The 12,465-nt window shown below is 44.6% G+C and carries 12 protein-coding genes; 11 read left to right on the forward strand and 1 reads right to left on the reverse strand.

From position 1 onward, the window contains the following. The first annotated feature begins 46 nt into the window (after positions 1-46). Together EP073_RS06615 and dut are read left to right on the forward strand one after the other, a co-directional pair. Positions 47-1,273: a M16 family metallopeptidase gene (locus tag EP073_RS06615; RefSeq protein WP_128466373.1), complete on the forward strand. Its 1,227-nt coding sequence runs from the start codon at positions 47-49 to the stop codon at positions 1,271-1,273. Next, positions 1,246-1,686: a dUTP diphosphatase gene (gene dut / locus EP073_RS06620; RefSeq protein WP_128466374.1), complete on the forward strand. Its 441-nt coding sequence runs from the start codon at positions 1,246-1,248 to the stop codon at positions 1,684-1,686. The genes EP073_RS06615 and dut overlap by 28 nt, the downstream gene beginning before the upstream one ends. Positions 1,687-1,690: 4 nt before the next feature. Here the strand turns inward: dut and EP073_RS06625 are convergent, their stop codons facing one another. Then, positions 1,691-2,632, reverse strand: coding sequence for a helix-turn-helix transcriptional regulator (locus EP073_RS06625; RefSeq protein WP_128466375.1), 942 nt, complete (start codon positions 2,630-2,632; stop codon positions 1,691-1,693). Between the two features lie 175 nt (positions 2,633-2,807). On the opposite strand from EP073_RS06625, the gene EP073_RS06630 reads away from it, so the two are divergent. The 9 genes from EP073_RS06630 to EP073_RS06670 all read left to right on the forward strand — a co-directional run bounded on the left by EP073_RS06630 (position 2,808) and on the right by EP073_RS06670 (position 12,465). Continuing rightward, entirely contained in the window at positions 2,808-3,593 is a 786-nt protein-coding gene (locus tag EP073_RS06630) for a sulfite exporter TauE/SafE family protein (RefSeq protein ID WP_128466376.1), read from the forward strand. A 298-nt stretch (positions 3,594-3,891) separates the two neighbouring features. Beyond that, on the forward strand, positions 3,892-4,485 hold the full coding sequence (locus EP073_RS06635) for a DUF362 domain-containing protein (RefSeq protein ID WP_206617507.1): 594 nt from the start codon (positions 3,892-3,894) through the stop codon (positions 4,483-4,485). A 22-nt stretch (positions 4,486-4,507) separates the two neighbouring features. Beyond that, positions 4,508-5,134 (forward strand): hypothetical protein, encoded by a 627-nt coding sequence (locus EP073_RS06640; RefSeq protein WP_128466377.1) that lies wholly within the window; start codon positions 4,508-4,510, stop codon positions 5,132-5,134. Between the two features lie 9 nt (positions 5,135-5,143). Beyond that, positions 5,144-6,022, forward strand: coding sequence for a hypothetical protein (locus EP073_RS06645; protein WP_128466378.1), 879 nt, complete (start codon positions 5,144-5,146; stop codon positions 6,020-6,022). Positions 6,023-6,303: 281 nt separating this feature from the next. Beyond that, positions 6,304-8,853: an alpha-glucan family phosphorylase gene (gene glgP / locus EP073_RS06650; protein WP_128466379.1), complete on the forward strand. Its 2,550-nt coding sequence runs from the start codon at positions 6,304-6,306 to the stop codon at positions 8,851-8,853. Then, complete coding sequence (locus EP073_RS06655) at positions 8,844-9,365, forward strand: PaaI family thioesterase (RefSeq protein WP_128466380.1); 522 nt, start codon at positions 8,844-8,846, stop codon at positions 9,363-9,365. The genes glgP and EP073_RS06655 overlap by 10 nt, the downstream gene beginning before the upstream one ends. A gap of 2 nt (positions 9,366-9,367) precedes the next feature. Further along, on the forward strand, positions 9,368-9,901 hold the full coding sequence (locus tag EP073_RS06660; protein WP_128466381.1) for a macro domain-containing protein: 534 nt from the start codon (positions 9,368-9,370) through the stop codon (positions 9,899-9,901). A 101-nt stretch (positions 9,902-10,002) separates the two neighbouring features. Next, a complete protein-coding gene (locus tag EP073_RS06665; protein ID WP_241654062.1) occupies positions 10,003-11,148 on the forward strand; it encodes an MFS transporter in 1,146 nt (381 codons plus the stop codon). Between the two features lie 495 nt (positions 11,149-11,643). Further along, complete coding sequence (locus tag EP073_RS06670; RefSeq protein ID WP_206617508.1) at positions 11,644-12,465, forward strand: Bax inhibitor-1/YccA family protein; 822 nt, start codon at positions 11,644-11,646, stop codon at positions 12,463-12,465.

Below are 12,465 nucleotides of genomic sequence, written 5' to 3' on the forward strand. Positions count from 1 at the left end.
AAATAATAAAAGGCACACTTCATGTGTGCCTTTTTTGTAGATTCTTATGAAACCTAAACTTACTTATCACGGTGAAATACCCATATTGACAGACAGTTCAGGGATAACCAACGGGCTTGTTTCCCTGTCTGTTACCTTCAAAAACGGAAGCATGGCGGAAACGCTTAAAACCAACGGTGTTTCCCACTTTATAGAGCATCTCGTTTTCAGAGGCAGCCGCAAATACACTCAGGAAGAGATAAGCAAGGAATCCGAACGTCTGGGCGGGTACATGAACGCCTACACCACAAAGGAACAGACGACATTCTATATCAACGGATTTTCAGGAAATTTCGATAAATTCATGGATATTCTGCTGGATATAGCCTTTTTTCCGAACCTTTCCGAGGCGGACTTTAAGCACGAGAAAAAGGTGATCCTCACTGAAATAGCTTCACTCAAGGACAGTCCGGAGGAGTATCTGGATGAGGAGGCTGAGGGATATTTCTTTGAAGGACACCCCATGGCTATGCCTATCTCCGGTACGGAAAAATCTGTGAAGGGCTTCGGTGTTGAAGAACTGAGAAAATTTTACCAAGAGAAATACACCGCCGGAAACTGTATTATCTCAGTCGCCGGAAGCGCCGCGGCGGAGGATGTCATAAAAGCTCTGGATACCAGCGGCGCTGATATACATTCAAAGGCGTCAGCCTCAGCGGGCGGAGAGTGCAGGGGCAGGAAATTCGATAAAACCCTCAGCCTTGGCGTGGAGCAGGTGTACGCACAGTATATGATGCCCGCGTGCACCGCATCGGACGATGAGCGTTTTGAGCTTTCGGCGCTGAATATGATTCTGGGCGGACTGATGAGCTCACGTCTTTTTCAGGAAGTCAGGGAGAAGAAGGGACTCTGCTATAATATCGAAACGGATATGAGCCTGTATGCCCTCAGCGGGGTGCTGTCTGTCTTCTTCAGTTGTGATCGTGAAAACCTCGGCGCTGTTGAGGAGATAACGAGAGAAGAGATAAAGAAAATGGCGAAGCACGGCATAACCGATGCGGAGTTTGAGCTTGCGGTAAACCAGATGCTCTACGGCTTCTGCTCAGGGCTTGAAACCTCTTCGGGCAGAATGTTTTCCAACCTCAGACAGTTTTTCTATCACGGAAAAACTGTTGACAGCGGCAATATAACACAGAGAATTAAGAGCATGACGCTTAAAAGCGTTAATGCCATTGCGGAAAAATATTACTCAGCGGAGGAGTCGAGATGCCTGATATTACCGTCAGAATCATAAGCGAGCACGGAGAGGAATTTGTTCCCGCATACCAGACAGAAGGTTCAGCGGGCATGGACATCAGGGCAGGGGAAACGGGCGGGATTGAGGCGGGAGCCTTTAAGCTGGTCAAAACCGGACTCAGGATGGCGATCCCCGCAGGATACGAGGCGCAGATTCGCCCAAGAAGCGGGCTTGCGCTGAAGCAGGGAGTAACCGTGCTCAACTCCCCGGGCACAATCGACAGCGATTACAGGGGCGAGGTGGGCATCATCCTCATAAACCATTCAAAAAATACATTCAGATATGAAAAGGGTGACCGCATAGCCCAGGCTGTGTTCGCTAAAGTGACAAGGGTCAGCATTCAGTCGGCAGACACCCTTGATGATACAGAACGCTCCTCCGGAGGCTTCGGGCATTCGGGAGTGAGGTAAACCCTCAGGTTTCGGCTACGATCGTGCCCATATTTGCCGCATCGTAGCCAGCTATGCCTTCAAACTCCTGCCGGAACTGAGAAGATTTTAAAATACGCATCATCTGTCTGACCCGCTCTGTCTCAAAATCTTCTTTTTTTATGACCAGTTCAAAGCTTTCCTTCTGCAACGGTATAAAGTCCACTGATTCCACCTGCCGGGCGACAAATTCACTCCCCACAGCTATATCGGCGTCTCCCCTGCCTACTGTGCTGGCAAGTCCCACATGTGCTGCGGTTTCGGTGTAGTATCCGTTAACTGAGGATGCCTTAATCCCAAGCAGGCGAAGATGCTCATCCAGCAAAACCCTTGAGCCGGCTCCTTTTTCTCTGTTGACTATTCTTATATCTCTGCGTCCCAGATCTTTCCAGCCTTTGATGCGCCTGGGGTTTCCTTTTGCGACAAAAAACCCCTGAGTTCTTACAGTGAGATGCACTATTACGGCAGGAACGCCCGGAAGAAGAGCACGGACGAAAGGTATATTGTATGTATTTGTGCTGCTGTCCCAAAGATGGGCGGCGGTTACGGCAGCATTGCCTCTGTAAAGTTCCACAAGCCCGTCATAACTGCTGAGATAGGAGCGGAGAACAGGCTGCTGTAACTGTTCTTTCTGCATGCTCTCCACAAGAGCGTCAAGAACCAGATCCTGCCCGCATATTACAAAACCCTTCTCATTCTGTCCTGCTGCGGAGCCGTGGTCAGCATGGCAGATTTCACATTGCTCCGGTATGCGGATTTTTTTTGAGCCTGAAATGTAGTCTTCCACATCTTTCATGGTAAAACGGACTTTTCTGCCGACTTTGTAGGAGTTGATTTCCCCTCTTTTGATAAGTTCATATACTGTATTTTTTGCAATATTAAGTATATTCGCAACATCCTGAACATCTAAAGCTGTCTGGTTTTTCATGAATGTTCCTTCCGTGATTTTATTTAAGTGACATTTTATAAGCATATTTACGATATTGACTAATCAATTTATAGGTGATATTACGTGATAAAACAATATAAAACATGATGTAATTTTTATATTATATCACTTTTCATATTGATTGATAATTTATATTGATTTATCTGAGGCTGAAATGAAAAGAAACATTGCAAGTTTTATAAGCGGTTTATCCATAGGTACACTTGGCGGACTGATAGGTCTGGGCGGTGCTGAGTTCAGACTTCCTGTTCTTATATCATTTTTCAGGTTCTCCGCTCTGGATGCTGTCATACTGAACAAGGCGGCCAGTCTTGTTGTGGTTGCCTCTGCTCTTCCTTTCAGGGCGCAGTCTGTTCCGGTAAGCGTTTTCAGCGACCACTGGACAGTAATTCTCAACCTCCTGGCAGGCAGTGTTCTGGGCGCATGGATCGGAGCCAGCTTTGCTGTAAAACTGCATTCAAAGACCTTTTTCAGAATAATTTCCGCTATGCTTGTTATAATCGCATTCATACTTCTTTTCAGCCACAGCATGCGGGCGGAATCCGCTTCATTTTTTGCTCCCGGTTTTGTGCAGACTGTTCTGGGTGTTGCCGCAGGGTTCGTTATAGGTGTTTTTGCATCTCTCTTGGGGGTGGCGGGCGGAGAACTGCTTATCCCTACGCTTATTCTTCTCTTCGGGCTTGATATAAAAACAGCGGGGAGTCTTTCCCTCGCGGTGAGCCTTCCCACAATGCTTGCGGGTTTCGCGAGGTATTCAAGGGATCAGAGCTTTGCCGTGATAAAGAGGAACAACGTATTCATAATTTATATGGCGGCGGGTTCCGTAGCCGGAACATTCATCGGCGGCAGACTGCTGGGCATTATTCCCGAATACATACTTCTTCCCGCTCTTTCGGCGATACTTTTCATTTCCTCTTACAAAATATGGAAGCATAAGTGAGCGGGATATTGACAGAATGTACGCATTAATTCTGAAGGCAGCTCTGGGCACTCCTAAGTGAGCAGGGAGTTAGCTGTCCCTATTCTGTATTAAATTTCAATTTACTTTTTTTATTGAAAACATTTTTTCTTACTTCTTCTATAAGCTTGTCCATCTTTTTGCAAGTTATTTATAATAAGGTATATATTAATTAGCTTAATGATAAAAATAAAATTAATTACTTCTAATATAGTTCTATATTGCGTAATATTTATTTTTGTGCAATAAATTACTATTATGTGACTCTGGGGTGCGCTTTATGTCAATTAAAGAAAAGCGGCTAGATAACAAAACCTCTCGAAGAACAATAATTAAGGCTTTATTATCCTTACTTTTCATTCCGGCATGGAAAATGCCGGAAGCTTTTGCTGTCCATGAACCTTTATGGCTTGATAATCTTAAAATAAAAGGTAGTGAAGCAGTAATTTTTTTTGATCGAAACAAAAGAATTGGCAAGGTCACTATAATCAGTCGCAATACAAGCGAACGGGTACTCAGTGAAAGTACTGCTCTTTTTGATACGGCGCAAGAAATTGATAAGATTGTTAAAGGTGCTGAAATTTCTCAATACAGTAAATTTAACTTACCACAAAAAGCTGTATTACGCATTGCAGATCGTACAGTTATTTTAAATACTTACAGTGAAATTATTATCGGTGAACAATGTAATGACCTTGGTAACGGTATTTGTATCTACATTGACAGATGTATTGGCTGTGAAGAATGTTCCTCCGAATGTTCTTTTGAGGCAATTACTATTGTTGAAAACACGCTCAATATTAATCCTGAGAAATGTGTTGCGTGCTACGCCTGTGTTGGCATATGTCCAACTTCAGCAATAGTTTTATGTTGAATATTATACTCAGGAGCTGGATATGGGAAAAATAATATTTCTCTTTTTAATAGCATTTGCTTTTGATACTTGTTACTCATTTGATAATATTGGAAAAATCGATACCGTTGGCGGTGTATCTAAAAAATACAGGATTAGCTCACAGGAAAAAGAATTTATTCCTGAAAGGATGTATAAAACACAAGATTCTTTTGTTTATGAGCGGAGTGAAAACGAAATTACAGGATGCGTTCCGCAGATTGTGTGTAATACTCCCTGGGTAGTGACTAACAACAATTATAAAGTTGAAGGAACATCTAACATATATAATTTATGGGTTAATGCAAGTACTTTGGTTCGATATGGAGGCGAGGAAGATATTTGCGGTGCCATCCCTTATATTGCTGACAGTATTTATACTAAAGTTGGTGTTTTTCCTGAAAATCAACGTTTGTTATATGAAAGTGAAAAAACTGTGTACAATACCTCTGAGCTGATTCTCACATCAGGTAAAAAGACCCATTTCGGGGTTCCTGCTCCATGCGGGATAAGGAGCTCACATAGAGTTACTATTAATGGAGAATCATTGTCATATAGTTTAAAGAATGGATGTATAGGATATCCTCATGGTGTATCTGATTCTGAAGTCCTGCTTTATGGTGCTGAATAGGTTTGTGGAATGATAAAAAAAATTATTTGCAATGTCCTGGCTGTCTTTTTGTGTATTGTGTGTTTTTCCTGCGGCAGCAGCTCTTCTTCTGTGGATTCAGAAGTTGACTATTCTTCATATTTCAATATGGAAACAATTGATTTTTTAGCCTCTTTAACGGATAATGGCTATATATTGTCTTTGTCCAGTGAACCTGACAATGTAATGTCAAAAGTCAGGACAACATATTATTTTTCTGCTAACAAGATTGAATTGTATCTTTTGGTACGTAATTGTTATTCGACACTTTTCACACCCCGTTTTAAATTTTTTCTTAATTATAGTGACAAAGATATTGTTTTTAACGGCAGTTTAGAAAATTCAGTGACTATGCAGTTATTGCCGGATGAGCAAAAGATTATCAAATTAACAGTCGATGGTTTACAGTCTGGTGTAAGTTATGATTTTTTAATTATTAATTCATTTGTAAGTGATAATTACTCTGAAATACATACTTACAGATATGTATTGACTGAAAAAGACAGGGCGTATTCTTTTCCCGAAATTATATATGAAAATGTCGGTTCTGATATTTTAAATCCTGATTTATCGAATAATTATACAGAATATAGATTTGCTCATGCAGAAAATGGAACCAATACTGCTCTCTTCATGCTTAACAATATGAATACGGATATTAATTACATTGTGCTTACGATGCAGGGACTAAATAAGATTAGTGAAAACAGAATAGTTTTGGACAAATTTACGGAATATAAGTTAAATTTAGACACATTTGAACAGAAACATATTTGGTCAATTGCAGTAGAGAACCCTTTTGTTCCGCTTGAAGATGGAGGAGTTTTGAGACAAATTCCGGCAAATGCTTCCGTTAGTCTTCCTAATTAATATGTTCTAAAGATTGGCGTATTTGGATTTTAAAGGCAGGCTGGATTTAAACAATAATTTTTCTTCAAGACTTAAGGATTAGCTTGAGCTAGACCAAAAAGACAGCATCTTTGATGTGATTTATGCCTTCTTGAGCGAATGCGGTAAAAAACCACAGCGGGGCATTAAGAAGTTTTATTAAATCCACACTCCCACCCCAAAAACCGCATGAAAAAAATCTTTTTTACAAGTATACTTGATCCACATATAAGTTTTTCTATATAATTTTCAGGGGGTGGAATATGAGGATTTCTGAATATAATGTAAGACCTGACCTGCCGCAAGAGTTGAAAGCCCTTGAGGAGATTGCATATAATCTCTGGTGGTGCTGGAATGATGACGCTCTGGAGCTTTTCAGAAGTATAAACCCTGCCTCATGGGAGAAATCCCGCCACAATCCCATAGCCGTTATCGGAAGCCTCACGAGGGAAGGCTATGAAAAACTTATGAAGGATCCCGTGTTTATGTCCCGCCTTGAGGCTGTGCATAAGCAGTTTACGGAGTATATGACTCTGCCCCGCTGGTTTGAGCTTGAACATGCAAAAAAAGTCGAAGAGAAGATGCACGTTGCCTACTTCTCCGCGGAATACGGAATACACGAATCCGTTAAGCTGTATTCCGGCGGTCTCGGTGTTCTCTCCGGAGACCACTGCAAATCCGCCAGTGATGTGGGAATACCCTTTTCCGCCATAGGTCTGCTCTACAGAAACGGCTATTTTCACCAGTATCTTAACTCCGACGGATGGCAGCAGGAATACTATCCCTACAACGAGTTTTATAATATGCCCATGCGCAGGGCTCTGAACCCTGAAGGTCAGGAAGTCTGCGTTGAGGTCATGGTTGAGAACAGAACCGTTAAGGTCAATGTATGGCGCATGGCGGTGGGCAAGATAGAGCTTATACTCCTTGATACGGATGTTGAAGGCAACTCCAAGGAAGACAGACAGATAACGGGTCAGCTTTACGGCGGCGATTCCAACATGCGTCTCAAGCAGGAAATAATACTCGGCATAGCAGGTTACAGGGCGATCAGGGCAATGGGCAGAAAAGCCACAGTTTATCATATAAACGAAGGTCACCCCTCATTCGTGAATCTTGAGCGCATAAGGAACTATGTCTCCGAGGGGATGGAGTTCCGCACGGCTGTCGAGGTAGTGCGCAAGAGCACGATTTTCACCACTCACACCCCCGTTCCCGCAGGGTTTGACATATTCGGAACGGATCAGGTTAAAAAATATCTCGGTCCTCTCTTTGAAAACTGCGTCCTGAACATAAATCAGCTCATGGGCTTCGGCAGGGTGAATCCGTTTGACGAGAGTGAAGGCTTCGCAATGGCAGTATGCGGCATAAAACTCAGCACATACAGAAACGGCGTGAGCCGCCTGCACGGCGAGGTTTCAAGGAAGATGTTCAAGAACATCTGGCCGAACGCCCTTGAAAACTCCATCCCTGTGGGGCATGTGACAAACGGCGTCCATCTGCCCACATTCATATCAGAAGAATTTAAAACAATATACAACAGATATATAGGCGAAAACTGGTACTACAAGCCTTACGACTTCACAATCTGGAGCAAAGCGGAAAACATACCTGATGCCGCTCTCTTCAAAGCCAAGCAGAGGCAGAGGGAAAAGCTTATAGCCTTCGCCAGAAAACACCTGAAAAGCCAGATTCTCCAGCGCGGCGGAACATCCGGCGAGCTTGTTAAAGCTGACGAGGTTCTTAACCCCGATCACCTCACAATCGGCTTCGCCAGAAGGTTTGCCACATACAAAAGAGGTTATCTTCTTTTCATGGACGAGCAGAGGCTCCACCAGATACTCAACAACGCCGATCGTCCGGTGCAGATAATCATAGCGGGCAAGGCGCACCCCAAGGACAACGGCGGCAAGGAGATAATCAAAAAGATTTTCCATATCTGCCGTAAGCCGATGTTCAGGGACAAAGTAGTTTTCATAGAGGATTATGACATTGAAGTGGCGAAATACCTCGCTCAGGGCGTGGATATATGGCTGAACACTCCGAAACGCCCCATGGAAGCCTCCGGCACAAGCGGCATGAAGATAGCCGCCAACGGCGGGCTTAACCTCTCTATTCTTGACGGATGGTGGGATGAGGGCTACAACGGCGAAAACGGCTGGGCAATCGGTGCAGGTGAGGAATACGAGAAGGAGACCTATCAGGATCATGTCGAGAGCATGGAGCTTTACGACAAGCTTGAGAACGAGATAATACCGCTCTTCTACACCAGAGACAGAGCTGGCGTTCCCCGTGAATGGACAAGGATGATGAAGCAGGCGATTAAAACCTGCGCCGCTTTCTTCAACACCTCCAGAATGGTTATGAACTACACCGACCAGTATTATGTGCCCGTTCACGAGCTTAATTCCGCTTTCCGCGCGAACAAGCATGAAGAGGCGAAGGAGTATGTTCTCTGGAAGGACAGCATAATCCAGAGCTGGGACAATGTGCAGTTTGTAGATACAAAAGTTGAGGCTGACGACCTTAAAATGGAGTCGGGCGTAATTTTCAGCGCTGCTGTGCGTACCGATGCCATTCAGCCTGAAAACCTTTCCGTATGCGCAATTGTGGAGTTTGACGGAGCAAGCGGCGAGTTTAAAGATCCTGAGTTTGTGGAGCTTGAGTTCAAGAACGTTGAAAACGGCGTTTACAGCTATTCCACCAAGACAACACTGAAAAAAGCGGGCAAAATGAAGGTGGCTTTCGCCGTTCTGCCCAGACATAAATTTATAAAGGAACGCTTCGAGCTGAACCAGATAAAATGGGCATAAGATATTACCTGCCTCACTCCAGCGGATGCTTTATCTGCGGTGAGGAAAATACTTTCGGCGTGGATGCGCGCTTTTATGTGGAAGACGGCTGCGTAAAGGCGGATTTGTGCATCCCCGCCCGCTTCTGCGGGTTTAAAGGAGTTGTGCACGGCGGAATTGTCTCCGCCCTGCTTGACGAGTGCATGGGCTGGAGCGCCAGCGTATTCGGCACAAAGGACACGCTCTGCTTTACCCGAAATCTCAATGTAAAATTCAGGAAGAACACTCCTTCCGAGACACCTCTCACTCTTATTACATCTTTTTCAGGAAAAAACAGGATGTTTTATGAATCTGTGGGGTGTATAAAGGACAGTGAAGGCACGGTGTACGCGGAAGGCTTCGGACAGTTTATCGCTGTTCCGGCGGACAGAATGGACGAGACCATGAATTACCTCCGTATGGATCCTTCACTTACATACCACCCCGTTTTTATTAAAATTTATGAAAACTGGAAATCGGGGCAAGGGGGCTGAACATGCTTAAAATACTTGTCAACGGAGTCACTCTGGGACTCATCAAGGGTGACATCACCGAAACAGACACGGACGCCATAGTTAATGCGGCAAACACAAACCTTAAGCTCGGAACCGGCGTTGCCGGAGCCATAAAAGCCAAGGGCGGCGAAAGCATACAGAAGGAATGCGACGCTATAGGCTACTGCCCGCTGGGTTCTGCGGTTATCACAGGCGGCGGTGATCTGAAGGTGAAGTTTGTTATACACGCTGTCGGTCCCAGATACGGCATAGACCCCGCACCGGATAAAAACCTTTACGGCGCTGTTTTCTCAAGCCTCATGACAGCGGAGACAAAAGGACTCACCTCTATTTCTCTGCCTGCTATATCAATGGGGATCAACGGGTTTCCTGAGGATGAGGCAGCGGGGATAATCATAAAGGCTATAACCGATTTTGCGGAGCATTCGCCCGAAACTCTTAAAAAGATAGTTATATGTCTCTTCTCCGATAAAGATCTGGCAATATTTGAAAAGGCGGCGGCGAAGAAGTCCTGAGCATTTGTCGGTAAGTGTGCCTTTTTTCCTCTTTTCTGTACGGAATAAATGTGCTATTTGATTTTTATTATTAGATGATTTCGTATTTCTAAGAGGGTGCGGTGACAAGAGACAACAAAATGTATTTCTTCCTGTTTCTTCTTACCGTTGCATCTATAATCGGTTTGCAGACATGGCAGACTCTTTTTAACAACTTCGCTGTGGAACAGGCTGGCGTAAACGGCTATCAGATGGGCGTTATCCAGTCAGTCAGGGAAATTCCCGGCTTCCTTGCGCTTCTGGTGATTTATGTAATAAGGTTCATACCGGAGCATAAACTCGGAGCGTTTTCAATAATCTTCCTCGGCATAGGCGTGGGGCTCACCGGATTCATGCCAACTTATTACGGGCTGATATTCACCACCATTGTCATGTCCTTTGGCTTCCACTATTACGAAACAGTGAACCAGTCACTCACTTTGCAGTATTTCACCAAGCAGGAAACGCCTCTTGTTCTCAGCAGATTCAGAAGCATCTCCGCCGCATGCAGCATCATTGTCGGCGTGATTGTAATGGGCATGCTTAAGGTGTTCGACTATAAAACCATCTACCTGCTTGTGGGTGTTTTTCTCACTGCGGGCGGCGTTTACTGCCTTTTCATAGACCCCACGAAGCAGAATATGCCCGTTCAGCGCAAAAGCATGTTTATGCGCAAAAAATACTGGCTGTATTATGTGCTTACGTTCCTTGCGGGAGCGAGAAGGCAAATTTTTGTGGCGTTCTCCGTTTTTCTCATGGTGGAGAAGTTCGGGTTCTCAGCATTTGTCATAGCCATGCTTTTTGTTGTGAACAACGCAGTGAACTATTTCCTTAACCCAATGATAGGTAAGGCGATAAATAAATTCGGCGAGAGGGGCGTGCTCTCGCTGGAATATGTGAGCCTGATTGGTGTTTTTCTCGCTTACGCCTATGTGGACAATAAATGGATAATAGCAGTTATGTATATACTGGATCACATATTTTTCAATTTTTCAGTGGCTATAAGAACCTTCTTCCAGAAGATAGGCGATTCCGGAGACATAGCGCCTACAATGGCGATCGGCTTCACTATCAATCACATAGCGGCAGTTGTGATTCCTCTTATCGGCGGGCTTCTGTGGATGCTGGACTATCGTATACCCTTTGTGGCGGGCGCTGTTCTCGCCTTTGTTTCACTGGTGTTTACTCAGCTTATCGACAGAGACCTGAAGCTGAAAGAGCAGGCGTGAGAATTTCATTCTCCTATATTGAAATTTCTTTGAATTTTTCATAATTATTATTGTCTTGTAAAAACCAGAGGCATGTTTTAGATTCGGACTGCATACGGCGGATTCTCTTGAAGAGTTTCTGCCGTTGGGTTATTCTGGAATAACAGAAGTAAATTTTACATAATTATCAGACTCCATGGATGGAGTCACGCCGTGCGTAGCGAAGCCGTGTTTATCACGGCGCGAGCGTGTATGTAAAATTTATATGGATGGTAAATTTTACATAATTATCAGACTCCATGGATGGAGTCACGCCGTGCGTAGCGAAGCCGTGTTTATCACGGCGCGAGCGTGTATGTAAAATTTATATGGATGGTAAATTTTACATAATTATCAGACTCCATGGATGGAGTCACGCCGTGCGTAGCGAAGCCGTGTTTATCACGGCGCGAGCGTGTATGTAAAATTTATATGGATGGTAAATTTTACATAATTATATAAAGGAGTTGTAAAAGTATGAGAACATCAAACCCTATGCTTACGGACAAAGCGTTTGAGAAAGCGGCAGCCGCCGCCAGAGGCGAAAGAGTGGCTGCCTCAACTGCGACTTACACCAGAGGCGAAAGCGGGGGTTCACTGGGGACAGCCGCCACAAGATTTGATGATGCGATGACAATAAGAGGAACGGTCAACAAGACATTCCTTCTCACCGTCATTCTGCTTATCGCAGGCTATATTCCGTGGAATATGGCAGTCAGCGGGAACGTGAAGTATCTCTATCCGCTGATGATCGGCGGAATTATCGGCGGGCTTATAGTAGCTGTTGTCACAACCTTCAAAAAGGAATATTCCGCAATAACCGCACCGCTTTACGCCGCTCTTCAGGGGCTTGCCGTAGGCGGAATCTCCATTATGTTCGAGATGCGCTACCCCGGCATAGTGCTTCAGGCGGTTATGCTCACCGTGGCTGTTCTGGTTGCTCTGCTTCTTGCTTACACAAGCGGATATATTAAGGCGACAGAGAACTTTAAGCTCGGCGTTGTGGCTGCGACAGGCGGAATTATGATTCTGTATCTGGCAAGCTTTATACTCGGCTTTTTCGGAATACAGATGAACTTCATGCACGATTCCAGCCCCCTGAGCATAGGTATAAGCATTGTGGTGGTTATCATTGCCGCTCTTAACCTCGTGCTTGACTTCGACTTTATCGAAAACGGAGCGGAAGCGGGCGCGCCGAAGTATATGGAATGGTATGCCGCCTTCGGTCTGATGGTAACCTTGATCTGGCTGTATATCGAGATACTGAGACTCCTTGCCAAGCTTCAGGACAGGAAGTAG

It is taken from the genome of Geovibrio thiophilus (assembly GCF_004087915.1).
GTDB classification, from domain to species: domain Bacteria; phylum Chrysiogenota; class Deferribacteres; order Deferribacterales; family Geovibrionaceae; genus Geovibrio; species Geovibrio thiophilus.

Excerpts from the sequence above, each read along its gene's own strand:
- EP073_RS06615 (WP_128466373.1), top strand. The coding sequence starts at position 47 with ATGAAACCTAAACTTACTTATCACGGTGAAATACCCATATTGACAGAC.
- EP073_RS06660 (WP_128466381.1), top strand. The coding sequence starts at position 9,368 with ATGCTTAAAATACTTGTCAACGGAGTCACTCTGGGACTCATCAAGGGT.
- EP073_RS06640 (WP_128466377.1), top strand. The coding sequence starts at position 4,508 with ATGGGAAAAATAATATTTCTCTTTTTAATAGCATTTGCTTTTGATACT.
- EP073_RS06670 (WP_206617508.1), top strand. The coding sequence starts at position 11,644 with ATGAGAACATCAAACCCTATGCTTACGGACAAAGCGTTTGAGAAAGCG.
- EP073_RS06635 (WP_206617507.1), top strand. The coding sequence starts at position 3,892 with ATGTCAATTAAAGAAAAGCGGCTAGATAACAAAACCTCTCGAAGAACA.
- EP073_RS06630 (WP_128466376.1), top strand. The coding sequence starts at position 2,808 with ATGAAAAGAAACATTGCAAGTTTTATAAGCGGTTTATCCATAGGTACA.
- EP073_RS06645 (WP_128466378.1), top strand. The coding sequence starts at position 5,144 with ATGATAAAAAAAATTATTTGCAATGTCCTGGCTGTCTTTTTGTGTATT.
- dut (WP_128466374.1), top strand. The coding sequence starts at position 1,246 with ATGCCTGATATTACCGTCAGAATCATAAGCGAGCACGGAGAGGAATTT.
- glgP (WP_128466379.1), top strand. The coding sequence starts at position 6,304 with ATGAGGATTTCTGAATATAATGTAAGACCTGACCTGCCGCAAGAGTTG.
- EP073_RS06625 (WP_128466375.1), bottom strand. The coding sequence starts at position 2,632 with ATGAAAAACCAGACAGCTTTAGATGTTCAGGATGTTGCGAATATACTT.
- EP073_RS06655 (WP_128466380.1), top strand. The coding sequence starts at position 8,844 with ATGGGCATAAGATATTACCTGCCTCACTCCAGCGGATGCTTTATCTGC.